This is a genomic window from Streptomyces sp. NPDC001401 (assembly GCF_042895385.1).
Lineage (GTDB): Bacteria > Actinomycetota > Actinomycetes > Streptomycetales > Streptomycetaceae > Streptomyces.
Genome location: NZ_JBIAWI010000002.1, coordinates 933,899 through 960,462, shown reverse-complemented (window position 1 = coordinate 960,462; position 26,564 = coordinate 933,899). Strand labels below are relative to the sequence as shown.

The following is a 26,564-nucleotide window of genomic DNA, read 5'->3' as shown; positions in this document are numbered from 1 at the left end:
AGGGGCCTCCACACTCAGGACAGCCCTCCTTACCGACCCGTAAGTTATGACCGGTTGTCATGGTGTGACACGTGTCAACCATGGTCAATCGCCCAGACGAGTGTTCCTGACGGATATTCAGTGAAGACGGTTTCAGCGGAGGGCGGGCCGGTCGAGCGTCAAGGTGCCCGCGTCGGCGTCGAGCTCGGCGGTCGCACCGAAGGGGATGGTCAACGCCCCGGCGCAGTGGCCGAATCCGAACTCCTCGACGACGGGGACTGAGAGGCCGCCGATCCTGTCGACGAGGACGGGACGCAGCGCCTCGTAGGGACCGCACCTGTCCCACGAACCGAGCGCGACGGCGGCGACACCGTCGAGCCAGCCGGTGCGCAAGAGTTGGGTGAGCATCCGGTCGATGCGGTACGCCTGCTCGCCGACGTCCTCGATCAGCAGCAGGCCGCCACGGGCGCCGGCCAGGGCGTGCGGCGTACCGAGGTCGGAGGCGAGCAGGCTCAGGCACCCGCCGAGCGTGATGCCCCGGGCCCGGCCGGGGACCAGGGCGGTGCCGCCGGAGGTGACGGTGCGGACCGACTCGGGAGTGAACAGGGTGGCCCGCAGGTGTTCCTGTGCCCGCGCGTTCTTGATGAAGTCGACGCCCGCGGCCGCCGGCCCGTACAGCGTGACCAGGCCGAGCCGCGTGGCGAACGCCTGGTGCAGCACGGTGACGTCGCTGAAGCCGACGAACACCTTCGGCCCGGCGGCCCGCATCGCCTCCCAGTCGAGCAGGTCGACCATGCGCTGCGCCCCGTATCCGCCCCGCGCGCACAGCACCGCGTCCACCGACGGGTCGCACCAGGCGGCCTGCAGATCGGCGGCCCGGTCGGCGTCCGTGCCCGCCAGGTAGCCGAACTCGCCGTGCCGGTCCAGGACATGGGGTGCCACCACCGGGTCGAGGTCCCAGCCCCGCAGCACGTCGAGCCCGGCCTGCACCCGCTCCTCCGGCACCGGCCCGCTGGGCGCGACGACGGCCACGCGGGCGCCGGGGGCGAGCCGGGACGGCCGCAGGAGTTCTCTCACTTGGTCAGCTCCAGTGTGGGGATACCGCGAGGATTCAGCCCGAAGACCTGGGCGTAGAGGGAGAGTTCGGACTCCAGGACACGGATCATGGTCTCCGCCCGCCGGAACCCGTGCCCCTCCCCCTCGAAGGCGATGTACGCGTGCGGCACCCGTCTGCCCTCCATCCGCGCCAGGAAGCGTTCGCACTGGGCGGGCGGGCAGATCACGTCGTCCAGGCCCTGCAGCAGCAGGAAGGGCGCGGTGATGCGGTCGGCGTGCTCGGCGGGCGAGCGCTCCGCGTACCGTCCGGGCACCTCGGCGAGCGGCCCGACCAGGGTCTCCAGGTACTGCGACTCGAAGTCGTGGGTCTCCCCCGCGCCCCAGCTCGCCAGGTCGAGGACGGGATAGATGATCGTGCCGCAGGCGTAGACGTCGGTGGCCGCGAGGGAGGCGGCCGTGGTCCAGCCGCCCGCGCTGCCGCCGCGGATCGCGAGCCGGTCGCGGTCGGCGGTGCCCTCGTCGGCGAGGGCGAGGGCGACGGCCGCGCAGTCCTCGACGTCGACCACGCCCCACTGCTCGCGCAGCCGGTTGCGGTACTCGCGGCCGTGCCCGGTCGAGCCGCCGTAGTTGACCTCGGCGACACCGATGCCCCGGGAGGTGAAGTAGGCGATCTCCAGGTCGAGCACGAGCGGCGCCCGGCTGGTGGGGCCGCCGTGTGCCCAGACGACGTAGGGCGGCAGTTCGTCGCCGGGCGAGATACAGCGAGGGTTGTGGGGCGGGTAGATGTGCGCGTGGATGTCGCGTCCGGCGGGTCCGGTGAAGGTGCGGATCTGGGGCTCGGGGTAGCAGGCGGGGTCGACGGAGTCCTCGTGCTCGGCGCCGATCACCCGGGCCCGGCCCGTACGGCTGTCCAGCTCGACCACCTCGTAGCCGGTGCGCGGGCTGGCCCCGACACCGACGACCCGCTCGCCGTGCACCGCGAGGGTGGACGCGAACTCGGTCCAGGGGCCGGCCGCGTCGACGACCTCGCCGGTCTCGGGGTCGAGCAGCCCGAGCGCGGTGGCGCCGCGGCCGTGCACGACGGCGATCAGTCCGCTGTCCAGCGGGGCGAACCAGCGCTGCCCGAGCTTCCACAGGGGCCCGCCGAACTCCTCCTCGCGCGGGCACAGCGGCAGGCCGTCGCGGTAGAGGTTCCACCAGCCGGTGCGGTCGCTCGCGTGGAGGAGGGAGCCGTCGGGTGCCCAGTCCGCCTGGGCGATCGACTCGTCCGGTCCCCCGGCGACCGTACGCGTCTGCCGCAGAGTGCCGTCGTCGCCGACGTCGGCGACGAGCAGCTCCGTACCGTCCCACGGCATGCGCGGATGATCCCAGGCCAGCCAGGCCGCGCGCCGCCCGTCGGGCGAGAGGCGGGGACCGGTGACGAACCGGTGCCGGTCGTCGGTGAGTTCGCGTACGGCATCCCGGGCCTGGGCCGCCGCACCGTCCAACGGCACCGCGGCCAGGACGCGGCGCACATCGGCGGGTCCGTCGCCGGTGAACTCCTCGAGCACGCACCACACTTCACCGCGTCCGGGCAGCAACTGCGGATCCACCCAGCGCAGTCCGCCGCCCACGAGCGACACCGGCGTGAGCGGACGCGGGTCGCTTCCGGGCTCGAACCGGTAGAGCCGCTGGTCGGCGAAGTTCACGAACACCACGAGCGGCCGTCCGTCCACGACGGTCCCGGCCCAGGGCTGTCCGCCGTACTCGATGACGCGGCTGCGGACGTTCCACGGTGCGTGCAGCAGCGGTTCCTCCCGGCCGTCGGCGCGCCGCCGCACCAGGGTGCGCCGGCCGCCCTCGGCGGGCCGTGGCTCGGTCCACCACGCCTCGTCGCCCACCAAGCCGACGTACTCGGGGCGCCCGTCGTGCACGGCGGCGAGCGCCGCGTCGATGGGCGAGGGCCAGGAACCGTACGGCAGTGTCTGCACGTTCTCCCCCAACTCGCCTAAGCCGTCCGCAGGAAGCGGTCGAGGACGCGGACACCGAAGTGGAGCGCCTCCACCGGAACCCGCTCGTCGACCCCGTGGAACATGGCCCGGTAGTCGTAGCCTTCCGGCAGCTTCAGCGGTGTGAACCCGTACCCGGTGATGCCGAGCCGCGAGAACTGCTTGGCATCCGTGCCGCCCGACATGCAGTACGGCACCACATGCCCCTCGGGCGCGAACTCCTCGACGGCGGCACGCATCTTCGCGTACGTCGGCGAGTCCACCGGCGCCTGGAGGGCCACCTCATTGTGGTGGAACTCCCACTCCACGTCGGGTCCGGTGAGCCGGTCGAGGGTCGTGCGGAACTCGTCCTCGCCGCCGGGCAGATACCGCCCGTCGACGTACGCGACGGCCTCCCCGGGGATCACGTTGACCTTGTAACCGGCGTCCAGCATGGTCGGGTTGGCGCTGTTGCGGACGGTGGCCTCGACGAGCTTGGCGGCAGGTCCGAGCTTCGCCAGCAACCCGTCCACATCGTCCAGGCCGTCCTCGATGCCGTACAGCGCGGCGAGTTCGGCCAGGGCCGCGCGCACGGTCGGAGTCGGCCGCAGCGGCCACTGGTGCTCGCCGATGCGGGTGATGGCGGCGGCGAGGCGGGTGACCGCGTTCTCCCTGTTCACCTGGGAGCCGTGTCCGGCGCGCCCGTGCGCGGTGAGTCTCAGCCAGCCCGTGCCGCGCTCACCGGCCGCGATCGGATAGATCTGCCGCCCGCTGCCGTCGTGGAAGGTGAACGCCCCCGACTCGCTGACGCCCTCGGTGCACCCCTCGAACAGCCCCGCGTGCCGATCGACGAGGAACCCGGAACCGTCCCGGGCACTGTCCTCCTCGTCGGCGGTGAACGCGACGACGATGTCACGCCGGGGCCGCACACCCTCCCGCGCCCAACTCCGCAGCAGGGCAAGGATCATGGCGTCCATGTTCTTCATGTCGACGGCACCGCGCCCCCACACCACCCCGTCGCGGATCTCCCCGGAGAAGGGATGCACGGTCCAGTCGTCGGCCTGGGCGGGTACGACGTCCAGGTGACCGTGGAGGAGCAGGGTGTCGGCGGACGGGTCGGTCCCCTCGATACGGGCCACGACATTGGCCCGCCCCTTGGTGCGCTCCAGGAGGGTGGGTTCGAGTCCGGCCCCCGCCAGCTGCTCGGCGGCGTACTCGGCGGCGGGGCGCTCCTGGCAGTCGCCGCCGCCTCGGTTGGTGGTGTCGATGCGGATGAGATCGGAGGTGAACCGGACGACCTCGTCCAGAGCCTGCTGGTCAGCCATACTGCTCCTCCACGGCGGCCGAGACGATCGTGGTGACCGCCTTGAAGGTACGGATCCCGTCGTACATCGTCTCGCTGGTGTACGCCACCTTCCGCTCCCCGATCCGGCCGACGCCCGGCACGACGGTCGCGGCCATGGCTAGATGCTCGGCGTCGAATTCGAGGGCCACGGTGAACGGCCCTGCCTGGACCGGCTGGTGACGGACCGCCAGCTGCGCCGCCTCCTTGGCGGCGGCCCGGATGTCGGCTGCGGTCCTGGCCGGTGTGCGGCACACGGCCGCGTACCGCGACACATGGTCCTTGACGGCGACCTTCAGCGCCTCGGGCGCGTACCCGAGGGCGTCCTCACAAGCCACGTCGTCGCCGGTGACGAGCACGACGGGCACCCCGTACTCAGCCACGACGTGCGCGTTGAGCAGCCCCTCACTGGCGCGTACGTCGTTCAGCCACACCCCGGTGATGGAGTTGGCGAGGTAGGTGTGGGCGAGGACGCCTTCCATCCCGGCACCGGCGTGATAGCCCACGAAGGCGATGCCGTCCACGTCGCCGTGCTGCACGCCCTCCACCATGGAGAGGGACTTGTGCCGCCCGGTGAGCATCTCCGTCCGCTCGTCGAGGTGCTCGAGGAGCAGGTTGCGCATGGTCCAGTGGGCCTCGTTGACGAGGACCTCGTCCGCCCCGCCGTCGAAGAACCCCAGCACGGCGGCATTGACGTCCGAGGTGAACATCGAGCGGCACCGCTCCCACTGCGGTGTTCCCGGCAGCACGTCGGCCGGCCAGGTCACCCCCGTGGCACCTTCCATGTCAGCGCTGATCAGGATCTTCATGGTGCGTCACGTTACGCGCCGCAGGGGGAACCGGCCAGGAAGCAGGGGGTCAGAGCCTGCGCCCGAACAGCTCCAGCAGCGCCGCCCAGTGCCGCTCCGCCGCCTGCGCGCCGTACATCGCCGTGTCGGCCTGCGTGAACCCGTGGTGGGCCCCGCCGTACACCTCGCCGCGATGGCGGACCCCGGCAGCGGTGAGCGCCTTGTCGAGGCGGTCGATCTGTTCGGCGGGGTTGGTGGCGTCCTGGTCGGCGTGGCCGAAGTAGAGCTCGGCGGTGATGCGGTCGGCGAGCAGATGGGGGCTGTCCGGGGCGTCGGTGGCGAGGTACGCGCCGTGGAAGCCGGCCGCGGCGGCGACCCGCTCCGGGTAGGTGCCGGCGGTGCGCAGGGTCAGGCCCGCGCCCATGCAGTAGCCGGTGATGCCGACCGGCCCGGCGGTGGTGAAGGGGGACGCGGCCAGCCAGTCCAGGTAGCCGGCGGCGTCCCGCATGGCGCCCTCCGGGGTGAGGGTCCGCGCGGCCGGGCCCAGGGCCTGGATGATCTCCGGACGCTCGGCGGGGTTGATGAAATCGGGCAGTTCGACCACGGGTGCGCGGCCATGGCGATAGAAGACGTTGGGGACGAGGACCGTGTAACCGGCCGAGGCGAGACGGTCGGCCATCGACCTGAGGTGCGGGCGCAGACCGAAGGCGTCCATGTAGAGCAGGACGGCCGGGTGCGGGGCGTTGTCGTCGGGGCGGGCGAGGTAGGCGTCGGCGGTTCCGTCGGGGGTGGGGATGTCGAGGGATGTTCCCTGTACGGCGGTCATGGGAGGGCGTCTCTCAGTTCTCGCGGGTGGCGGCGTCGGTCAGTTCCTTCACGCGGGCGGCGGGGATCGGGACGCCGGGCGTCTCGAAGAACCAGCGCTGCCCCTCCTCCTGGCTCAGCCCCTCCGGCCGCTCTCCCATGTACGGCTGTACGTACACCGGGGTGTCCGGCTGGCTGCGCCAGCTGTCGGCGAGCGTGCCGATGTCCACCGCGTCGTAGCCGAGGAGATCCAGCAGCTCGGCGGCCTCCGCCTTGGCTGCCGGGTCGTCGCCCGCGATGGGCAGGGCACTGCGGTCGGGGGCGCCGGCGGGGCGGGCGCTGGTGAACAGGCGCCGGAAGTCGATGTTGTTGAAGGCCTTGACCACCCGGGAGCCTGCAAGGTGCCGCTGCACCAGGGCGCTGGAGGTCAGCTCACCCGCGTCCAGCTCGGCGAGGCGGCCGTCGCGGTCCGGGTAGTAGTTCATCGTGTCGATCACCGTCCGGCCCGCCAGAGCGTCGGCAGGGAGACGGTCGTAGGCCTTCAGGGGAACGGTGGCCACGACCAGGTCACCGGCGCGCGCGGCCTCGGCGGGCGTGGCCGCACGGGCGTGTGCACCGAGCTCGCCGACAAGATCGGCGAGCGTCTCGGGGCCGCGGGAGTTGCTGAGGACGACATCCAGTCCGGCGCCGACGGCCAGCCGGGCCACCACACCGCCGATCATGCCGCTGCCGATGATTCCAAGGGTCCTGCTCGCCATGGCGCACCTCCGCGTCGTATGTGAAACTGAGTGTCACGCTAGCCACTGAGTTTCGACACTGCAAGCCAGGGTCGGCTGAGGTTAGGATCGGCGAGTGACCGCAGCAGCACGCACGAAGACGAGGGACATCGCCCGGGCCGCCGTGAGGGCCGAACTCGCCCAGGTGGCCTTCGAGTTGTTCCGCCGAGAAGGATTCGACAAGGTCACCCTCGACGACCTCGCAGCGGCCGCCGGGGTGTCCCGCAGCACCTTTCTGCGTTACTTCGGCACCAAGGAGGACGCGGTCCTCGGCGCCTTCGAGGGGCAGGACCGGCGGGTCGCCGACGCCCTGCGCGCCCGTCCGGCCGACGAGGACGAGTGGACGGCCCTGCGGCACGCCCTGGACACGGTGATCGAGCGGTATCACGTGGACCCGGCCGGCTCCCTGGAGACGACCCGGCTGGTCCGCGACACCCCGGCCCTGTGCGCGCGGCACCTGGAGAAGCAGTACAGCTGGCGCCCCGCCCTGTCCGAGGCCCTCGCCGAGCGCGCCGGTGCCGACGCGCCGACGCTCGCCCAGTCGGTGCGGGCGGCAGCCGCCCTGGACTGTCTGAACGTCGCCCTGGACCACTGGCTCGCCTCCGACGGCCGCCTGAACCTGGTCGAGCTGCTGGACGACGCGTTCGCGGCGCTCGCGGCGGGATGATCAGAGTGTGCCGGGCGTGCTGCTCACGACGATCAGGCCGCGGCCGTCAGGGGTGCCGACGACGCCGTTGGCGTTGTTGACGTCGGGCGTCTGCACCACGCGAGCCCATGCAGGCGTACGGCCTGCTGCCGATGGTGATGCCCTCCTGAACCCCGGCCACCACCTTCGTCACATGGTGCGCCCCGCCACCAGCCACTTGGACGGCAGCTCGATCCGCCTGCCGTCGGGGCCGAACTCCGTGGTGGTCAGCGGGAGTTCACCGCTCGCCAGGACGGTGAGGCCGGCCGTGCGCAGATACTCGGGCACGGCGTCGTCGGCCACTTCACCGGGGGCGATGCCGTGCTGGAAGATCGGCGCGAGCTTGGGCGGCGGTCCGGTGGGGCTCTGCGCCAGGCCCAGCAGGACGGGCTTGGCGGCCTCGGAGAGTTCGACGAGGAAGACCCGGCCGCGCTCGCCGACGAGCGCGGCGAGCCCGTCCACCATGGGCTGCCGGTCGTCCGGTTCGGCCTGGTGGAGGACGCCGCGCATATAGACGTTGGCGTCGCCGAGTTCGGCGTGCAGCGTCTCCGTCTCGCTCTTCTCCACGGCGTCCAGCACGCGGTACGTCGCCTGTCCGGCGGGGTCGGCGTGCCGGGCGTGGTCGAGGGCGGCGGCGGACAGATCCGCGCCGACGACGCGCCTGAAGCGGTCGGCGAGGAAACGGGTCTGGGTGCCGTTGCCGCAGCCGAGGTCCACCATCGCCAGGCCGGGATGGGCGAGGTGCGGCTCGAACAGGCTCAGGTGTATGCCGACGGTCAGGGCAGGCTCCGCGTCCCAGAACACGGCCCCCTGCTCCTCGGGGGCCTCACGCCAGAAGCCCTCCCAGGCCTCCCGGTACCGACTCGTCACGCTCATGACCGACTCCCCAGGGTGCGACGAACTGGCCCGCTTCAAGTGACGGGCGAGTACGGTCTATCGCGCCCTGGTCACAGCTACAAGCGCGTGGCGCATTCCTTCACTCCGCATTCGAGGGTCGTACGCCCCCGGGTCCCTCTCACACCCCTGATGTGCAGTCAGCACGCCCCTGTTGTGCGGTCAGCGCCGCGGCAGGGTCAGTTCGAACCAGACGGTCTTGCCCGCCTTCGTACGGCTGGTGCCCCACTCGCGGGCGAGGGTGCTGACCACGCGCAGTCCGCGCCCGAACTCGTCGGTCGGGCCGGCGCTGCGCAGGGTCGGCAGGTCGTGGTCGTCGTCGTCCACTTCGCACAGCAGGGTGTCACCGCGGACGAGCCGCAGGTCGACGGGGCGGCTGTGGGAGTGCCGTACGGCGTTGGTGACGAGTTCGCTGACCAACAGCTCGGCGTTGTGGGCGAGTTCGGCGAGCCCCCAGTGGTGGAGCTGCTCGCGGACGACGGCACGCGCGCGGCCGACCTCTATCGGGTCGAGGGCGAGCCGCCACTCGGCGACGTCGTCCGCGTCGATGCCGTTGAGCCGTGCCATCAGCAGGGCCACGTCGTCCTTGCGGCCGCCGCGTGTGTTGAGGGCGCGGATGATGGAGTCGCAGGCGTCGTCCATGGAGGCGGCCGGGTGGGCGGCGGACTCGCTGAGGGTCGCCAGGCCCACGCCGATGTCCTCGCCGCGCACCTCGACCAGTCCGTCGGTGCACATCACGATGCGGTCGCCGGGCTCCACGCGCACGCGTACCGCTTCGAAAGGCACTCCGCCGACGCCGATGGGCGCGCCCGTCGGCAGGTCGAGCAGCTCGCTGCGGCCGTCCTCGGCGCGGACCAGTACGGGTGGGATGTGCCCGGCGTTGGCGATGTGCAGTTCGCTCGCGATCGGGTCGTAGACGGCGTACAGACAGGTCGCGAGGTAGGTGTCGCCGAGGCGCTGGGCGAGGTCGTCGAGGTTGCGCAGCAACTGCGCAGGCGGCAGGTCGAGCGCGGCCATGGTCTGCACGGCCGTACGCAACTGGCCCATCATGGCGGCCGAGTTGAGGCCGTGGCCCATGACGTCGCCGACGACGAGGGCGGTGCGGGCGCCGGGGAGCTTCACCGAGTCGAACCAGTCGCCGCCGACCCGGCCGAGGAGCGTGCCCGGCAGATAGCGGGTGGCGATGTCGCAGCCCGCCATGCGCGGCGGGATGTGCGGCAGCATGCTGTCCTGGAGGGTCTCGGCGACGCTCTCCTGGTAGGTGTACATGCGCGCGTTGTCGAGCACGAGGCCCGCGCGGGCGGCGAGTTCGGCGCCGGTGACCCGGTCCATGTCGTTGAACTCGACGCGCTCCGGGTGGCGCAGCAGGATCATGAAGCCGAGCACCACATTGCGCGCCTTCAGGGGCACGATCAGCATGGAGCGGTTGTTGATGAGCGGCCGGATGTCACGCTTCTCGAACTGCGAGGCGATGGCGTGGCCCATCTCCTCGCTGATGCGCGGCACCAGGACGGGCTCGCCACTGGTCATGCACTGGAAGAACGGTGTGTGCGCCGGGAAGGGCATGGCCTCGCCGACCGGCACGACGTCGTCCCAGCGGCCGGGTTCGTCGGTGTGCTCGACGGCGACCCGGTGCCACATGGTGGTCGTGTCCGGTACACCGTCGGGGAACCCCTCGCCGGCGACGACCTGTTCGCGCAGATAGGTGCCGGCGACGTCCGTGAAGCGCGGGACGACGGCCTTGCTGACCTCGATGATGGTCGTGGACAGGTCCAGCGAGGTGCCGATCCTCCCGCTGACCTCGTTGAGGAACTCCAGGTGTTCGCGTACGGCCGCGTACTCGAGGTCCTCGGCCTCGTCGGCAAGCTCCTGCGGTACCGGCAGGCCCTCGGCCTCCGCCCGGGCGGCCCGCTCGCGACGTGCCCTGCGCTCGACGCGCCGGGGCACGCCCCAGTCGGGGGTGACGGGCACCCGGTCGTTCTGGCTGAACTCCAGGACCGGATAGCCCAGTTCGAGGACCTGCGAGACGATGCGGGCGCTCTCGTCGACGCTCATGCTGGGCAGGATCTCGGGCAGCCGGCGGGCAAGCTCCTCGGCGCCGGGGAAGTCCGTGTGCAGGGCGAAGCCGGGAGCGATCCGCTCGAACGCCAGGTCCCCTTCGCCGTCGTCGGGTTCGTCCTGGCGGAGTCCGGCGGTGTCGGCGGCGAGGACGAGCAGCCGCTCGTGTCCCGGGCCCACCAGGGGGTACGCCCACCACAGCACGTCCACGCGCGCGTGGACGTCTTCGTGTTCGGGGACGGTGAGGCGGGCGCGGCCCGCCGCCGGGTAGGAGAGCCTGCCGTCGAGGGACGATTCGAGGCCGGGGCCGAGACCGTCGTATGCCGCGTACGCCCCGTACGGGGTGATGTCCTCGTCCTCGGGCAGTGCGCCGGATACGGGCAGCAGGTCCACCGCCGCGCGCCCTATCGCGTCGTCCTTGGGGACTCCGAACAGCCGGCCCGCGCCCCTGCTCCAGTGGGAGACCAGGCCGTCACGGTCCACCACGACCACGGCCAGCGGGACACGGCCGGCCGTGGCGAGCTCGGTCGCCGCGCCGTTCCCAGCTCCGCGGCTGGGAGGTGCGTCCCTCTCGGTGCCACGGTCGGTGCCATATTCCATGGCCCAGGCCCTCTCTCCCCACAGCTCCGCAAGATCTGCGCCGCCTACTCCACCGTACGGCTCCGGCCGGTGGTGATGTGCGGCAATGCGGGAATTGGTGCGATGGGACGGCCCCCGCGCGCGGGGGCGCGCGCCGGAGCATATGACGCTGTGTCAGTCTTCGTGCCCCAACTGCAGATCCCGCTCGGTCCGGCCGCCTCCCGCCATCTGGAGCACCGTGGCGACCGGCGGGTAACCGGCGGCGATGACGGTGTACTCGCCGGAGGACAGGTCGACGAACCGGAACGTTCCGTCGAGGCCGGTGGTCAGCGTGTCCACCACATTGCCCGCCGCGTCGAGCAGTGTCACGCGCGCGTCCTCGACGGGGCGCCCGCCGCTCGCCCGCACGGTGCCGCGCAGCACGGCGCCGCCCGCGAGTTCGACGTCCTGGCGGGTCTCCCGGGAGGCCTGGACGGTGACGGGGAGCGCGGCCGGGCGGAACGCGGGCGCGCTCGCGGCGAGGGTGTACTCGCCGGCCACCAGGTCGGTGATGACGTAGCCGCCCTCGCGTCCGCTGCGGGTGGTGGCGACGACCTCGCCGTGCACGTTGGTGAGCGTGACGGTGGCGTCGCGCACGGGGGTGCCGTCGGCGGTGAGCACGCTGCCGGCAAGGCGTCCGGCGCCGCCCAGGACGACATCCAGCTCGACGGGGCGCTCGCCGACGGTGACGGAGACGGCCTGCGGCTGGTGGCCGCCCGCGGCCGCGATGAGGACGTACGCCCCCGAGCCGGGCGTGGACAGCGCGTACCGCCCGTCCTCGCCGCTCGCGCCGCGCCCGATCTGCTGTCCGGTCGCGTCGATGAGCGTGAGCGCGGCGCGGGGGACGACGGTCCCGTCGGGGTGCTGCACCGAGCCGCAGACAGGGACTCCGGCGGGGTACGGCGAACGGGCCTGCGGGATCGCGGCGTTCTCGGTCGCGGGCTCGGTTTCGGCGGCGTTGTGGGACACCAGTGGTTTCTCCTTGAGGAAGAACGCGATGAGCAGGCCGAGGGCGAGCACCGGCACCAGGTAGAGGAAGATCCGGGGCATGGCGTCGGCGTACGCCCGGATGTAGTCGTCGCGCAGCGGCGCGGGCAGTGCGTGGACGAGCTGCGGGGTGATGGACTCCGGGTCGGGAAGCTGTGCACCCGCGCGCGTGGGCAGCCGTTTCCCGAGGGCGTCGGTGAGCCGGTCGGCGAAGAGGGTGCCGAAGATCGCGGCGCCGACACTTCCCCCGATCTGCCGGAAGTAGTTGTTCGCACTGGTGGCGGTGCCGAGGTCGGCGGGGCGCACGGAGTTCTGCACGGCCAGGATCAGGACCGGCATCACCATGCCGATCCCGGCGCCGAGGACGGCCATCCAGATGCTGTAGTGCAGCCGGGGCGTGTCGGCTTCGAGGCGGGAGAGCAGCCACATGCCGACGACGGAGACGGCGCTGCCGAGGACGGGGTAGATCTTGTAGCGCCCGGTGTGGCTGATGAGCTGCCCGGAGACGATCGAGGCGCCGACGATGCCGCCCATCATGGGCAGCATCAGCAGGCCCGATTCGGTGGCGGAGGCCCCGTCGACCATCTGCAGAAAGGTCGGCAGATAGCTGGCGGCGCCGAACAGCGCGACGCCGATCACCAGGCCCACCAGACCGGTGACGTTGAAGACGGAGTCCCTGAACAGCCGCAGCGGGATGAGGGGTTCGGCGGCGAAGTGCTCGGCGACGAGGAAGAGGACGGTGGCGGCCGCCGCTCCTGCGCCGAGGCCGAGGATCACCCGCGAGTCCCAGGCGTACTCGGTGCCGCCCCAACTGGTCAGCAGCACAAGGCAGGTGGAGGCGGCGGCGAGCAGCAAAGCACCCAGGACGTCGAGCCGCGGCTTGGCCTGCGGCTTCGGGAGCTTCAGTACGACGGTGACGACGGCCAGGGTGACCAGGCCGAAGGGGACGTTGAAGTAGAAGCACCAGCGCCAGGAGAGGTGGTCGGTGAAGTACCCGCCCAGCAAGGGGCCGGCAACGGACGCGAGGCCGAACGCGGCGCCGATCAGGCCCATGAAGCGGCCGCGCCTGCGGGGCGGCACGATGTCCGCGATGATCGCCTGCACGCCGATCATGAGCCCGCCCGCGCCGACACCCTGGACCGCGCGGAAGGCGATCAGCTGGTCCATGCTCCGGGCCCTGCCCGCGAGCGCCGCGCCGATCACGAAGACGACGATGGCGAACTGGAAGACGCCCTTGCGGCCGAGCAGGTCGCCGAGCTTGCCGTAGACCGGGAGACCCACGGTGGCGGTGAGGAGGTAGGCGGTGATCGCCCAGGACATCCTGTCCAGGCCGTGCAGCTCGCCGACGACCTTCGGGAGCGCGGTGGCGACGATCATCTGCTCCAGGGCGGCGAGCAGCAGTGCCAGCATCAGCCCGAGGAAGACCAACCGCACCCGGCGCGGACTCAGTTCGACCGGTCCGCCCGACGCGGCGGAGGGAGCCTGCGGGGACGCCACGGCCGGTTCGCCCCGCAGTTCGCCCTGCGCCAGAGTCGTCCCGCCCACGTACCGCTCCCCTCGTCGCGCTGCCACACAATTCCGCTCAAGGCGGCAACTACGGGCAAGCGCGACGAGTTACGGCGGACCGGCGCGGCGCGAGGAGATCCACTCGATCCGGTGAGGGGCGTCAACGACCCCCGAGCGCCCGGGACTTACTTCGCGACCTCGGTGGCGAGCTTCTCGAGCACGGCGTCGTAGATCCGGCCGAGGCCCTTGGGCGCGAAGGTCTTCTCGAAGAAGCCGCCGATGCCGCCGGCGCCGTTCCAGACGGTGGTCACGACGACGCGGGACTTGCCCTCGCCGGCCGGGGTGACCCGCCAGGTGGTGACCATCGAGGAGTTGCGGTCCTTCTCGACGAGCTCGCCGTCGGTGGGCTCGCTGACCTCCAGGAGGCAGTCGCGGACGCGCTTGCTGGTGGCCTGGAGCTTCCAGTGGACGAGGGTGCCCTCGCCGTCGCCGCCCTCGCGCACCTCGTACTCGCTGAAGTGCTCGGGCAGCAGCTTCGCGCGCGTGCCGCTGTAGTCGGCGAGGGCGTCGAACACCTTCTCTGCGTCTGCCGCGACGACCCGCTCGGTAGTGGCCTCGACCTGCGCCATTGCTTCCTCCAGGACTTGCTTCTCTCGGGGTTGGGGCAAGCCAACCACCCCCGCCCACGGCCGCCCAAATCGGGGTGGCCCAAGGCGCCCCCGGGGCGCCGGGAGCGATCGGAAACAGGCCTTGCACGGGAATTCGAACACGTGTTTCACTCGGGGCAGCGCTACCGAGGAGGCGTCATGCGGTGGGAGAACCTCACAGTGGAGTCCGGCGGCCACAGCCGGGCGGCCGACGCCGCGCTGTTCGGCGCGGACGCGGTGGTCAGCCGTACCTTCGACACGCCCGAATTCCGTGGAATCACCTTCCACGAGGTGCGGGCCCGCTCGATCATCAACCGGGTGCCGGGCGTCTCGCGCATGCCCTTCGAGTGGACGGTGAATCCGTACCGCGGCTGCTCGCACGCGTGCGTGTACTGCTTCGCCCGCAAGACGCACACCTATCTGGACCTCGACTCGGGGCTCGACTTCGACTCACAGATCGTGGTCAAGGTGAACGCCCCGGAGCTGCTGCGCCGCCAGCTCGGCTCGCGCCGCTGGCAGGGCGAGCACATCGCGATGGGCACCAACGTCGACTGCTATCAGCGCGCCGAGGGCCGCTACCGCCTGATGCCGGGCATCCTGTCCGCCCTGCGCGACCACGCCAACCCCTTCTCGATCCTGACGAAGGGCACACTGATCCTGCGCGACCTCGATCTGCTGGTGCAGTCGGCCCAGGTGACGGACGTCGGCATCTCGGTGTCGGTCGGCTTCACCGACCCCGAACTGTGGCGCACGGTGGAGCCGGGCACACCCGCCCCGGAGCGCCGTCTGGAGGTCGTCCGCACGCTCGCCGAGCACGGCATCGGCTGCGGCGTCCTGATGGCCCCCGTGATCCCCTTCCTGAGCGACCAGCCGGCCCAACTGCGCGCCACCGTACGGGCGATCGCGGCCGCCGGGGCCACCTCCGTCACCCCGCTGGTGCTGCACCTGCGGCCCGGCGCCCGCGAGTGGTTCATGGCCTGGCTGGCCCAACACCACCCGTACCTGGTGCGCCGCTACGAGCGCCTGTACGCGGACGGCTCCTACGCCCCGAAGTGGTACCAGCGCCGGATCACCCGTCAGGTCCACGACCTGGCCCAGGAGTACGGGATCGGCCCCACGCGCGCGGGGATGCCACGGCGGATCCCGCCCCCCGAGGCGCCCGAGCCGGCGGTGTCCGAACCGACCCAACTCACGCTGATTTGAGAGCATACGAGCGCATCCCGCGACCCGATTGGGTCAAGTCTTGCCAGAACGAGTTCTTCCGGAGCGGCTTTCCGGGACTATGCGGCGAGGACCGTGAGACTCGCGGTCCGAAACCCTCCGTCCTGGGAGGACTTCATGAGAAAACGCGCAGCCGTGCTGTGCGGTGCCGCCGTCGTCGTGGCCGGGAGCTTCACGGCTCTCCCCGCCGGCGCGAGCACCTCGCAGAGCCCGGAGCCCGCTCCCGCCGCGAAAGTCACCTGGAAGAACTGCGCCACCACGAACTATCCGACGCTCCAGTGCGCGTCGCTCAACGTGCCGCTCGACCACCAGAACCCGCACGGGAAGCAGATCACGCTTGCGCTCTCGCGCGTGAAGCACACCGCGAAGAAGAGCCAGGGCCCGCTGCTGGTCAACCCGGGCGGTCCCGGCGGCAGCGGCCTCTCGCTCGCCGGGTTCGTCGCGTCCTCACTGCCCAAGGCGGTCGCGGCCCAGTACGACGTCATCGGCTTCGACCCGCGCGGGGTGGGCAAGAGCACGCCCGCCCTCGACTGCAAGCCGGGCCACTTCAACCCGGTGCGCCCCGACTCCGTGCCGAGCACTCCGGCCCTCGAGAAGACCAACCTCGACCGCGCCAAGTCCTTCGCCGCCGCCTGCGGCACCAAGTACGCGAGCCTGCTGCCGTACATCAACACCATCCAGGCCGTGCAGGACATGGACTCGATCCGCGCGGCCCTCGGCGCCGGCAGGACCAGCTACTTCGGCTACTCGTACGGCACCTACCTCGGCGCCGTCTACGCCAAGCTCTTCCCTCAGCGCGTGAAGCGGCTGGTCCTGGACTCGATCGTCGACCCGACCGGTGTCTGGTACGACGACAACATCTCGCAGGACTACGCCTTCGACGCGCGCCAGAAGGCCCTGATGGCCTGGATCGCCAAGTACAACTCGACGTACAAGCTGGGCACCGACCCGGCCAAGATCGAAGCCAAGTGGTACGCGATGCGGGCGGCGCTCGCCAAGAAGCCGGCCGGCGGCAAGGTGGGGGCCTCCGAGCTGGAGGACACGTTCGTCCCCGGCGGCTACTACAACGGCTACTGGCCGTACCTGGCCGAAGCGTTCGCCGCATACGTGAACAACAAGAACTCCGACCCGCTGGTCGAGGCCTACCAGAACTTCGCCGCCGTCGACGCGTCCGGGGACAACGGCTACAGCGTCTACGCCTCGGTGCAGTGCCGTGACGCCTCCTGGCCGCGCGACTGGAACCAGTGGCGCAAGGACAACTGGGCGGTCTACGACAAGGCGCCGTTCATGGTATGGAACAACGCCTGGTACAACGCGCCGTGCGCCTTCTGGCCGACGGACTCGCTGAGGCCGGTGCACATCGCCAATGACAAGCTGCCGCCGGTGCTGCTGTTCCAGGCGACCAACGACGCGGCCACCCCGTACGAGGGCGGCGCGACGGTCCACCGCCTGCTGGCCGGCTCGAGCTTCGTGGTCGAGCAGGGCGGCGGGAACCACGGCATCACGCTGAGCGGGAACGCCTGCCTCGACAAGTACCTTGCGACGTACCTGTCCGACGGCACGGTGCCGCGCAGCGGCGGCCCGATCGACGCGGTGTGCCCGAAGACGCCCGACCCCACGCCGCTGACCACCAAGGCCGCGTCGACGTCCACCGGGTCCACCGGCGGCGCGACGCTGCACGGACTGGTCGGCTTCCGCGGCTGAGCACCAGCGAAATCGAGGTCCCGTCGGGGGCGCTGTCAGACCCGTGGTCCACGATGGACGCATGAGTGAGCTGACCAGGATCACCGCCCCCGACGGGGTCTTCCCCGCCGCGCAGTACAGCCACGTCGTCATGGGCACGGGCCGTTTCGTCGCCATCGCCGGCCAGATCGCGCTGGACGAGGACGGCAAGCCCGTCGGTGAGGGCGACCCCGAGGCCCAGGCCCGCCAGGTCTTCGAGAACCTCCGACGCTGCCTGGCCGCCGCCGGAGCGACCTTCGACGACGTCGTCAAACTCACCTTCTTCGTCACGGACATGGCGCACATGCCCGCGATCCGCGCGGCCCGCGCCGCACACATACCCGACGACCGGCTCCCCGCCGCCTCCGCGGTGCAGGTCGCCGCGCTGGTCCGGCCCGATTTCCTGATGGAGATCGAGGCGTTCGCGGTCGTGGGCGAGTGAGCGGTCTCCGGATCCGGGAGATGACACTGGCCGACTGCGACCGCGTGGCCGAGATCCGCGTCGGCGGCTGGCAGACCGCGTACCGGGGGATCATCCCGCAGTCGTACCTCGACGCGATGAGCGTGACGGAGGACGCCGAACGGCGCCGCATGCGCTTCCTCCAGGGCAATCCCGGCGTGGTGAACCTGATCGCCGAACTGGACGGCGAGATCGCCGGCTGGGCCTGCCACGGCCCGTACCGGGACGGCGAAGTCACCACCGGGGACGCCGAGTTGTACGCGATCTACGTCGACCCGAAGCGGTACGGCGCCGGCATCGGGCCCGCCCTCATCCAGGAGTCCATACGGCTCTGCGCCACCGTCGGCCACGACCGCATGCTCCTCTGGGTCCTCGAGGAGAACGCCCGCGCCCGGCGCTTCTACGAGCGGTCGGGCTTCCGCACGGACGGCACCGAGGAACCCTTCGAGGTGGACGGCGTCGCGGTGCCCGAGGTGCGGTACGTCAGGGACCTCACGGACTGACGCGGCGTCACCTCTGTTTCGGAATCCGTTCCAACGCCCGGACCGCCGCCTCCGCCAGCGCCGGATGCGCCAGCGCCTCGTTGAGTACGGGTCTGGCGCGGGTGTCCTCCAGGTCGCCGAGGCCCTCCACGCAGGCGAGCGCCACCCGCCGGTACGGGTCGTGCGGGCGCAGCCTGCGCTCCAGGGTGGTGATCAGCGCGGGCACGGATTCGGGGGCGCGCAGCTCCGCAAGGAGCCGGACCGGGTGGAGGGCGTAGGCGACGCGGAGTTCGTTGGTGGCGAGGGCGGCCGCCGCGCGGGCGGTGCGCGGGTCGCCGAGGTGGGCGAGGGCGTGGGCGGCGGAGGCACAGCGCTGCGGATCGCGGTGGTTCAGGAACAGGACGAGGGCCTCGAAGGCACGGCGGTCGCCCGCGAGCCCCAGCCGGAACGCGGCCAGCTCCCTGGCCCACAGCGGCTGCCCGGGCTCGGTGAGCACCCGGGCCAGCTCGTCGGGGTCCTCGGTCGCCACGAGCCGGTCGTACGCGGCGGTCGCCCCCGACTCCGCCCGTAAACGCTCCGTGAGTGATCGCAACTCTTCGTCCATGGCACCGACATTAGAGGGGACGCCGATCTCTCGGGACGTACATCACAAACACGGGGACTAGCGCGCTCGTTACCCGCCGGTTAAGCTCAGACGAGCGAGTTACCCACTCGCACCTCCTTACGGCGGCCTGGTGACGCAGCCGTCGTGAGAGCAGTCGGTTCGGTACATCAGGTACCGCAGCACGACCCGGCCACGGGACAGGGCCGGTCGAATCACCACCGTTCGCTTCAGGCGTGTGCGCGCCCACGGCGACGGCAGGCACCGGGCGTGTGCGCTTGCAGCCCGGCAACACCCGCATCTCTTCAACGCACCCGGTGCGCCATGGTCCGGCCTTCGGTCGGGCTTCCCTCGGCGCACCCGGGCGCTCTCCCAGTCGTCACCCTCATGCCTGGAGTCCCGCGATGGCCACTCCCCTGTCCCAGACCCCTTCGTCTCCGCTGACGACCATTGCCGTCGTCGGCCTCGGCACCATGGGCACCGGTATCACCGAGGTGCTCGCCACGGCCGGCCGCGAGGTCGTCGGCATCGACATCAGCGAGGCCGCGACCGCCAAGGCCGTCGCCGCCCTGGAGGCCGCCACCGCCCGCGCCGTGGAGAAGGGCCGGCTGACCGAGCAGGAGCGCACGGACGCCCTCGCCCGCATCCGCACCTCCACCGATCTGCGCGCCGCCGCCGACGCCGACCTCGTCATCGAGGTGGCGCCGGAGTCGTACGAGATCAAGCACCAGATCTTCCGTGAGCTGGACGGGATCGTGCGCCCGGAGACCATCCTGGCGACCGGCACCAACGCCCTGTCCGTGACCCGCCTGGCCGCCGACTCGGCCCGCCCGGAGCGCGTGCTCGGCCTGCACTTCTTCAACCCGGCGCCGGCGATGAAGCTGGTCGAGATCGTCTCCTCCGTCCTCACCGCGCCGACGGCCGTCTCGGCGGTCACCAACCTCGCCCTCGACCTCGGCAAGGAGCCCGTCGCGGTCGGCGACCGCCCCGGATTCGTCGCCGACGGGCTGCTGTTCGGCTACCTCAACCAGGCCGCCGCGATGTACGAGGCGAAGTACGCCTCCCGCGAGGACATCGACGCCGCGATGCGGCTCGGCTGCGGTCTGCCGATGGGCCCGCTCGCGCTGCTCGACCTGATCGGCGTCGACACGGCCCGTACGGTCCTGGAGGCCATGTACGCCGAGTCCCACGACCGGCTGCACGCCCCCGCCCCGATCCTCAAGCAGCTCAGCGAGGCGGGCCTGACCGGCCGCAAGTCGGGCCGCGGCTTCTACACCTACGAGGCTCCCGGCAGCGCCACCGTCGTGCGGGACGTACTGACGCCGCTGGACGGCGCCACCCTCACCCCGGGCCGCGAGGTCCGCTCCGTCGGTGTCGCGGGCTCCGGCACCATGGCCTCCGGCATCGCCGAGGTCTTCGCCAAGGCCGGGTACGAGGTCGTCCTCGCCGCCCGCAGCGAGGAGAAGGCGCAGGCCGCCAAGGCCCGTATCGGCAAGTCGCTCTCGCGCTCCGTCGACAAGGGGCGGATGACGGCCGAGGCCGCCGCGCAGACCCTGGACCGGATCACCGCGGCGGGTTCCTACGAGTCCTTCACCGACGTCGACCTGGCCGTCGAGGCCGTCGCCGAGGACCTGGAGATCAAGCAGCAGCTGTTCGCGACGCTGGACAAGGTCTGCAAGCCGGGCGCGGTCCTGGCCACCACGACCTCGTCACTGCCCGTCGTCGCCTGCGCCCGCGCCACCTCGCGCCCGCAGGACGTGATCGGCATGCACTTCTTCAACCCGGCGCCGGCGATGAAGCTGGTCGAGGTCGTCCGTACGGTGTTGACGGCCGAGGACGTCCACTCAACGGTCCGCGAGGTCTGTGGACGGATCAAGAAGCACGCGGTGGACTGTGGAGACCGTGCAGGCTTCATCGTGAATGCACTGCTTTTCCCGTACCTCAACAACGCGATCAAGATGGTGCAGGAACACTATGCATCTCTTGACGACATTGACGCGGCGATGAAGCTGGGCGGCGGCTACCCGATGGGCCCCTTCGAGCTCCTGGACGTCGTCGGGCTCGACGTCTCCCTGGCGATCGAGAAGGTCCTGCACCGCGAGTTCCGCGACCCGGGCCTGGCCCCGGCGCCGCTCCTGGAACACCTGGTGGCCGCGGGCTGCCTCGGCCGGAAGACGGGCCGTGGCTTCCGCGAATATGCCCGCCGCTGACGGCGCCGGCGACGGGTTCAGAGGCGAGACGGACTGGGGCGGACTGCTCGAGCCGGGCAGTCACCCCGTGTCCTTCGGGCCCGGTGCACCCCCGCCCACCTCGGGCGGGGGAAACCCCGTACATGCGCATCAAGCTGCGCACATGCAGTACGTTCGGGTCATGTCCCAGCCCGCCAAGTCCTCACGTACACCAGCTACGCCCGACGCGCCGGAGAGTGCCGCAGGCAGTCGCGCGGCCGCCCAGCGGCTCAAGATGCGCCGCGAACTGGCGGCTGCGGCGATGGAGCTGTTCGCGACCAAGGGGTACGAGGCGACCACCGTCGACGAGATCGCGGCCGCGGCCGGGGTCGCGCGCCGCACCTTCTTCCGCCACTTCCGCTCCAAGGAAGAGGCGATCTTCCCCGACCACGACGACACCTTGATCCGTGCGGAGGCCGTGCTCAACGCGGCTCCCCCGCACGAGCACCCGCTCGACACGGTGTGCCGGGGCATCAAGGAAGTCATGCGGATGTACGCGGCCCGGCCGGAGATCTCGGTCGCCCGCTACAAGCTCACCCGCGAGGTGCCCACTCTGCGCGAGGCGGAGATCGCGTCGGTCGCCCGCTACGAGCGCCTCTTCACCCGCTATCTCCTCGGCCACTTCGACGAGCACGCGCACGACGACGACGCCAACGACGACCCGCTGCTGGCAGAGGTCGCCGCGTCCGCCGTGGTCACCGCCCACAACCACGTCCTGCGGCGCTGGCTGCGGGCCGGCGGCCAGGGCGACGTGGAGGCACAGCTGGACCACGCCTTCGCGATCGTGCGCAAGACGTTCGGGACGGGCATCGGGGCGGGGCGTTCGACTCCTCCGAAGCCGGCGGCCCCGGCGACGGTCTCCGCCCAGGGCGAGGTCCTGGTCACCGTCGCCCGCACCGACGCGCCGCTGGACGAGGTCATGCGGACCATCGAGCAGGCACTCAAGGAACGCTGAAGCCTCTCCACGCCCTGTGATGACGGCCACCCTTCGGGGTGGCCGTTTTGGCATGTCAGAGCCCCTTTTCAGGCACCTTTCAGCCGTCGTTCGATCGATCATCGCTCATTTGTTACGTAAAGATTTCACCTGAGGGCAATCTCTGGCACTCAGTGCCTTGCAAGGTGACACGCGGTGTCATACGTTGAAGGAGTCCGGGCGGCCGGCGTGCAGAGACCTTTCGTACGTCGGCTGTCCCAGCAAGCCAATGGCTTGCGCGCCCGGACGCCTGCGTCACAGGCAACCTCCTGCGCCACAAAGCGCTGCCGAACAGCATCACCGCCGAACCGACGGCACTTCCCAAAACCCTCAGCAGCACACCGACGTAACCCTCAGCGTCCCTCCCTCAGGACGCGTATCGCCGGAGGCAACACCGTGACCGTGAAGGACATCCTGGACGCGATCCAGTCGCCGGACTCGACTCCGGCCGACTTCGCCGCTCTGCCCCTCCCCGAGTCGTACCGCGCGATCACCGTGCACAAGGACGAGACGGAGATGTTCGCGGGCCTCGAAACCCGCGACAAGGACCCGCGCAAGTCGATCCACCTCGACGACGTGGCGCTGCCCGAGCTCGGCCCGGGCGAGGCCCTGGTGGCCGTCATGGCCTCCTCGGTCAACTACAACTCGGTGTGGACCTCGATCTTCGAGCCGCTGTCCACCTTCGGCTTCCTGGAGCGCTACGGCCGCCTCAGCGAGCTGACCAAGCGGCACGACCTGCCGTACCACATCATCGGCTCCGACCTCGCGGGCGTCGTCCTGCGCACCGGGCCGGGTGTGAATGCCTGGAAGCCCGGTGACGAGGTCGTCGCGCACTGCCTGTCGGTCGAGCTGGAGTCGTCCGACGGCCACAACGACACGATGCTCGACCCCGAGCAGCGCATCTGGGGCTTCGAGACCAACTTCGGCGGCCTCGCCGAGATCGCCCTCGTCAAGTCCAACCAGCTGATGCCCAAGCCGGGCCACCTCAGCTGGGAGGAGGCCGCCGCTCCGGGCCTGGTCAACTCGACCGCGTACCGGCAGCTGGTCTCCCGCAACGGCGCCGGCATGAAGCAGGGCGACAACGTCCTGATCTGGGGCGCGAGCGGTGGACTCGGCTCGTACGCCACCCAGTTCGCGCTGGCCGGCGGCGCCAACCCGATCTGTGTCGTCTCCAGCGACCAGAAGGCGGAGATCTGCCGCTCGATGGGCGCCGAGGCGATCATCGACCGCAACGCCGAGGGCTACAAGTTCTGGAAGGACGAGCACACCCAGGACCCGAAGGAGTGGAAGCGCTTCGGCAAGCGCATCCGCGAGCTGACCGGCGGCGAGGACGTCGACATCGTCTTCGAGCACCCGGGCCGCGAGACCTTCGGCGCCTCCGTCTACGTCACGCGCAAGGGCGGCACCATCGTCACCTGCGCCTCGACCTCGGGCTACAACCACGAGTACGACAACCGCTACCTGTGGATGTCCCTGAAGCGGATCATCGGCTCGCACTTCGCCAACTACCGCGAGGCCTGGGAGGCCAACCGGCTCGTCGCGAAGGGCAAGATCCACCCGACGCTGTCGAAGGTCTACTCCCTGGAGGAGACCGGGCAGGCCGCGTACGACGTGCACCGCAACCTCCACCAGGGCAAGGTCGGCGTGCTGTGCCTCGCCCCCGAGGAGGGCCTCGGCGTGCGCGACGAGGAGCTGCGCGCCAAGCACATCGACGCCATCAACCGCTTCCGCAACATCTGAGACACCCGAGGTCATAGATGACTGAGCGTCAGCCCGCCGAAGGCAAGCGGGAGAAGGACCGGCCGTGGCTCATGCGCACGTACGCCGGTCACTCCACGGCCGAGGCGTCCAACGAGCTGTACCGGCGCAACCTCGCCAAGGGCCAGACCGGCCTGTCGGTCGCGTTCGACCTGCCGACGCAGACCGGCTACGACTCCGACCACATCCTCGCCCGCGGCGAGGTAGGCCGGGTCGGCGTGCCGGTGGCGCACCTCGGTGACATGCGCCGGCTGTTCCAGGACATCCCCCTGGAGCAGATGAACACCTCGATGACGATCAACGCCACCGCCATGTGGCTGCTGGCGCTCTACCAGGTCGTCGCGGAGGAGCAGGGTGCGGACATCACCCAGCTCCAGGGCACGACCCAGAACGACATCGTCAAGGAGTACCTGTCCCGCGGCACTCACGTGTTCCCGCCGGGGCCGTCTCTCCGCCTGACGACGGACATGATCGCGTACACGGTCTCCCACATCCCGAAGTGGAACCCGATCAACATCTGCAGCTACCACCTGCAGGAGGCGGGCGCCACGCCGGTCCAGGAGATCGCGTACGCGATGTCCACGGCGATCGCGGTCCTCGACGCCGTCCGGGACAGCGGTCAGGTCCCTGCCGAGAAGTTCGGTGACGTCGTCGCCCGCATCTCCTTCTTCGTGAACGCGGGCGTCCGCTTCGTCGAGGAGATGTGCAAGATGCGCGCCTTCGGCCGCATCTGGGACAAGGTCACCCGCGAGCGCTACGGCATCGAGAACGCCAAGCAGCGCCGCTTCCGGTACGGCGTCCAGGTCAACTCCCTGGGTCTGACCGAGGCGCAGCCGGAGAACAACGTCCAGCGGATCGTCCTCGAGATGCTGGCCGTGACCCTCTCCAAGGACGCACGCGCGCGTGCCGTCCAACTCCCCGCCTGGAACGAGGCGTTGGGCCTGCCCCGCCCCTGGGACCAGCAGTGGTCCCTGCGCATCCAGCAGGTGCTCGCCCACGAGAGCGACCTGCTGGAGTACGAGGACATCTTCGAGGGCTCGCACGTCATCGAGGCGAAGGTCGCGAAGCTCGTCGAGGAGTCCCTCGCGGAGATCGAGCGGATCCAGGAGATGGGCGGCGCCATGGCCGCCGTCGAGTCCGGCTACCTCAAGTCGCAGCTCGTCTCCTCGCACGCCGAGCGCCGCGCTCGTATTGAGTCCGGTCAAGAGAAGATCGTGGGCGTCAACATCTTCGAGACCACCGAGCCGAATCCGTTGACGGCCGATCTCGATACAGCCATCCAGACAGTCGATCCAGCTGTCGAGGCCCGAGTCATCGCATCACTGCAGAACTGGCGCGACACCCGCTACCAGCCGCCCTTCAACCACCCGCGCCCGTGCAAGGCGCTGGAGAAGCTGAAGGAGGCCGCCAAGGGCACCGGCAACCTCATGGAGGCCACCCTGGAGTGCGCCCGCGCCGGGGTCACGACCGGCGAGTGGTCCGGGGCCCTGCGCGAGGTGTTCGGCGAGTTCCGGGCGCCGACGGGCGTCTCGTCGGCGCCGGTGGCGATCCCCGCCGAGGAGGGCTCGGCCATGGCCGACGTCCGCCGCAGGGTCGACCTGACGGCGAAGGACCTCGGCGTCGGCAAGCTGCGCTTCCTGGTGGGCAAGCCCGGCCTGGACGGGCACTCCAACGGCGCCGAGCAGATCGCCGTGCGGGCCCGTGACGCCGGCTTCGAGGTGGTCTACCAGGGCATCCGGCTGACGCCCGAGCAGATCGTGGACGCGGCCCTCGCCGAGGACGTGCACGCGGTCGGCCTGTCGATCCTCTCCGGCTCGCACGCCCAGCTGGTCCCGGATGTACTGGAGCGGCTCCGTGTGGCCGGTGCCACAGATATACCGGTGATCGCCGGTGGCATCATCCCCAATGGTGACGCCGAGCAGCTGCGAGCCGCCGGAGTGGCCGCCGTCTTCACCCCGAAGGACTTCGACATCACCGGAATCATCGGCCGCATCGTCGACGAGATCCGGAAAGCGAACAAGCTCGACCCCCTGGAGGTCCCCGCATGACCACGCCCGTCAACCGTCTGCGTCCGCGACGCTCCTGCCTCGCGGTCCCCGGAAGCAACCCCCGCTTCCTGGAGAAGGCGCAGGGCCTCCCCGCCGACCAGGTCTTCCTCGACCTGGAGGACGCGTGCGCCCCGCTCGCCAAGCCCGAGGCGCGGCACACCATCGTCAAGTTCCTCAACGAGGGTGACTGGACCGGCAAGACGAGGGTCGTGCGGGTCAACGACTGGACGACCGAGTGGACGTACCGCGACGTCGTCACGGTCGTCGAGGGTGCCGGCCAGAACCTCGACTGCATCATGCTGCCGAAGGTCCAGACGGCCCAGCAGGTCGTCGCCCTCGACCTCCTGCTGACCCAGATCGAGAAGACGATGGGCTTCGAGGTCGGCAAGATCGGCATCGAGGCGCAGATCGAGAACGCCCAGGGCCTCAACAACGTGAACGAGATCGCGACGGCCTCCCAGCGCGTCGAGACGATCATCTTCGGCCCGGCCGACTTCATGGCGTCGATCAACATGAAGTCGCTGGTCGTGGGGGAGCAGCCGCCCGGCTACCCGGCGGACGCCTACCACTACATCCTGATGAAGATCCTGATGGCCGCCCGCGCCAACAACCTCCAGGCGATCGACGGCCCCTACCTGCAGATCCGCAACATCGACGGCTACCGCGAGGTCGCCCAGCGCGCCGCCGCCCTCGGCTTCGACGGCAAGTGGGTGCTGCACCCGGGCCAGGTCGAGGCGTCCAACGAGATCTTCTCGCCCTCGCAGGAGGACTACGACCACGCCGAGCTGATCCTGGACGCGTACGACTACTACACGTCCGAGGCGGGCGGCAAGAAGGGCTCCGCGATGCTCGGCGACGAGATGATCGACGAGGCCAGCCGCAAGATGGCCCTGGTCATCTCCGGCAAGGGCCGCGCCGCCGGCATGCAGCGCACCAGCAAGTTCGAGATCCCGGAGGCCTGAGC

Annotated in this window: 21 protein-coding genes; 10 read left to right on the top strand and 11 right to left on the bottom strand. The window is 70.6% G+C overall.

Annotation, left to right across the window (positions count from 1 at the left end):
- Positions 1-132 precede the first annotated feature (132 nt).
- The 6 genes from ACFY10_RS11875 to ACFY10_RS11850 are packed head-to-tail and all read right to left on the bottom strand — an operon-like array spanning position 133 to position 6,694.
- On the bottom strand, positions 133-1,056 hold the full coding sequence (locus ACFY10_RS11875) for an LD-carboxypeptidase (protein WP_390664901.1): 924 nt from the start codon (positions 1,054-1,056) through the stop codon (positions 133-135).
- Positions 1,053-3,005, bottom strand: a complete 1,953-nt coding sequence (locus tag ACFY10_RS11870; RefSeq protein ID WP_390664900.1) for a prolyl oligopeptidase family serine peptidase — start codon at positions 3,003-3,005, stop codon at positions 1,053-1,055. The genes ACFY10_RS11875 and ACFY10_RS11870 overlap by 4 nt, the downstream gene beginning before the upstream one ends.
- Positions 3,006-3,022: 17 nt before the next feature.
- A complete protein-coding gene (locus tag ACFY10_RS11865; protein ID WP_390664899.1) occupies positions 3,023-4,327 on the bottom strand; it encodes a M20/M25/M40 family metallo-hydrolase in 1,305 nt (434 codons plus the stop codon).
- Positions 4,320-5,153, bottom strand: a complete 834-nt coding sequence (locus tag ACFY10_RS11860; RefSeq protein WP_390664898.1) for a M55 family metallopeptidase — start codon at positions 5,151-5,153, stop codon at positions 4,320-4,322. Before ACFY10_RS11860 ends, ACFY10_RS11865 begins: the two co-directional genes overlap by 8 nt.
- Positions 5,154-5,202: 49 nt before the next feature.
- A complete protein-coding gene (locus ACFY10_RS11855; RefSeq protein WP_390664897.1) occupies positions 5,203-5,958 on the bottom strand; it encodes a dienelactone hydrolase family protein in 756 nt (251 codons plus the stop codon).
- Between the two features lie 13 nt (positions 5,959-5,971).
- On the bottom strand, positions 5,972-6,694 hold the full coding sequence (locus tag ACFY10_RS11850) for an NADPH-dependent F420 reductase (protein ID WP_390664896.1): 723 nt from the start codon (positions 6,692-6,694) through the stop codon (positions 5,972-5,974).
- A 94-nt stretch (positions 6,695-6,788) separates the two neighbouring features.
- On the opposite strand from ACFY10_RS11850, the gene ACFY10_RS11845 reads away from it, so the two are divergent.
- The gene (locus tag ACFY10_RS11845) at positions 6,789-7,379 is read left to right on the top strand and encodes a TetR family transcriptional regulator (RefSeq protein ID WP_390664895.1); all 591 of its coding nucleotides are present in this window, start codon (positions 6,789-6,791) and stop codon (positions 7,377-7,379) included.
- 168 nt (positions 7,380-7,547) lie between these two features.
- Here the strand turns inward: ACFY10_RS11845 and ACFY10_RS11840 are convergent, their stop codons facing one another.
- The 4 genes from ACFY10_RS11840 to ACFY10_RS11825 all read right to left on the bottom strand — a co-directional run bounded on the left by ACFY10_RS11840 (position 7,548) and on the right by ACFY10_RS11825 (position 14,089).
- Entirely contained in the window at positions 7,548-8,273 is a 726-nt protein-coding gene (locus ACFY10_RS11840) for a class I SAM-dependent methyltransferase (protein WP_390664894.1), read from the bottom strand.
- A 180-nt stretch (positions 8,274-8,453) separates the two neighbouring features.
- Positions 8,454-10,949: a SpoIIE family protein phosphatase gene (locus ACFY10_RS11835; RefSeq protein WP_390664893.1), complete on the bottom strand. Its 2,496-nt coding sequence runs from the start codon at positions 10,947-10,949 to the stop codon at positions 8,454-8,456.
- A gap of 153 nt (positions 10,950-11,102) precedes the next feature.
- Positions 11,103-13,499, bottom strand: a complete 2,397-nt coding sequence (locus ACFY10_RS11830; protein WP_390664892.1) for an MFS transporter — start codon at positions 13,497-13,499, stop codon at positions 11,103-11,105.
- 146 nt (positions 13,500-13,645) lie between these two features.
- Complete coding sequence (locus tag ACFY10_RS11825) at positions 13,646-14,089, bottom strand: SRPBCC family protein (RefSeq protein WP_390664891.1); 444 nt, start codon at positions 14,087-14,089, stop codon at positions 13,646-13,648.
- A 177-nt stretch (positions 14,090-14,266) separates the two neighbouring features.
- Here ACFY10_RS11825 and ACFY10_RS11820 point away from each other — a divergent pair, with 177 nt between their 5' ends.
- The 4 genes from ACFY10_RS11820 (at position 14,267) to ACFY10_RS11805 (ending at position 18,013) form a co-directional block, all read left to right on the top strand.
- Positions 14,267-15,310 carry an Rv2578c family radical SAM protein gene (locus ACFY10_RS11820; RefSeq protein ID WP_390664890.1) on the top strand — a complete coding sequence of 348 codons (1,044 nt, stop codon included), beginning with the start codon at positions 14,267-14,269 and terminating at the stop codon, positions 15,308-15,310.
- 135 nt (positions 15,311-15,445) lie between these two features.
- The gene (locus ACFY10_RS11815) at positions 15,446-17,032 is read left to right on the top strand and encodes an alpha/beta hydrolase (protein WP_390664889.1); all 1,587 of its coding nucleotides are present in this window, start codon (positions 15,446-15,448) and stop codon (positions 17,030-17,032) included.
- A 61-nt stretch (positions 17,033-17,093) separates the two neighbouring features.
- Entirely contained in the window at positions 17,094-17,492 is a 399-nt protein-coding gene (locus ACFY10_RS11810; RefSeq protein WP_390664888.1) for a RidA family protein, read from the top strand.
- A gap of 20 nt (positions 17,493-17,512) precedes the next feature.
- Complete coding sequence (locus ACFY10_RS11805; RefSeq protein WP_390664887.1) at positions 17,513-18,013, top strand: GNAT family N-acetyltransferase; 501 nt, start codon at positions 17,513-17,515, stop codon at positions 18,011-18,013.
- A gap of 7 nt (positions 18,014-18,020) precedes the next feature.
- Here the strand turns inward: ACFY10_RS11805 and ACFY10_RS11800 are convergent, their stop codons facing one another.
- A complete protein-coding gene (locus ACFY10_RS11800) occupies positions 18,021-18,596 on the bottom strand; it encodes an adenylosuccinate lyase (RefSeq protein ID WP_390664886.1) in 576 nt (191 codons plus the stop codon).
- A gap of 401 nt (positions 18,597-18,997) precedes the next feature.
- Between ACFY10_RS11800 and ACFY10_RS11795 the strand changes: the two genes are divergently transcribed.
- The 5 genes from ACFY10_RS11795 (at position 18,998) to ACFY10_RS11775 (ending at position 26,562) form a co-directional block, all read left to right on the top strand.
- Positions 18,998-20,803 carry a 3-hydroxyacyl-CoA dehydrogenase family protein gene (locus ACFY10_RS11795; RefSeq protein ID WP_390664885.1) on the top strand — a complete coding sequence of 602 codons (1,806 nt, stop codon included), beginning with the start codon at positions 18,998-19,000 and terminating at the stop codon, positions 20,801-20,803.
- 142 nt (positions 20,804-20,945) lie between these two features.
- On the top strand, positions 20,946-21,776 hold the full coding sequence (locus tag ACFY10_RS11790; protein WP_390664884.1) for a TetR family transcriptional regulator: 831 nt from the start codon (positions 20,946-20,948) through the stop codon (positions 21,774-21,776).
- Between the two features lie 420 nt (positions 21,777-22,196).
- Complete coding sequence (gene ccrA, locus ACFY10_RS11785; protein ID WP_390664947.1) at positions 22,197-23,534, top strand: crotonyl-CoA carboxylase/reductase; 1,338 nt, start codon at positions 22,197-22,199, stop codon at positions 23,532-23,534.
- Positions 23,535-23,551: 17 nt separating this feature from the next.
- Complete coding sequence (locus ACFY10_RS11780; protein WP_390664883.1) at positions 23,552-25,600, top strand: protein meaA; 2,049 nt, start codon at positions 23,552-23,554, stop codon at positions 25,598-25,600.
- On the top strand, positions 25,597-26,562 hold the full coding sequence (locus tag ACFY10_RS11775; protein WP_099932428.1) for a CoA ester lyase: 966 nt from the start codon (positions 25,597-25,599) through the stop codon (positions 26,560-26,562). The genes ACFY10_RS11780 and ACFY10_RS11775 overlap by 4 nt, the downstream gene beginning before the upstream one ends.
- Positions 26,563-26,564: the final 2 nt, after the last annotated feature.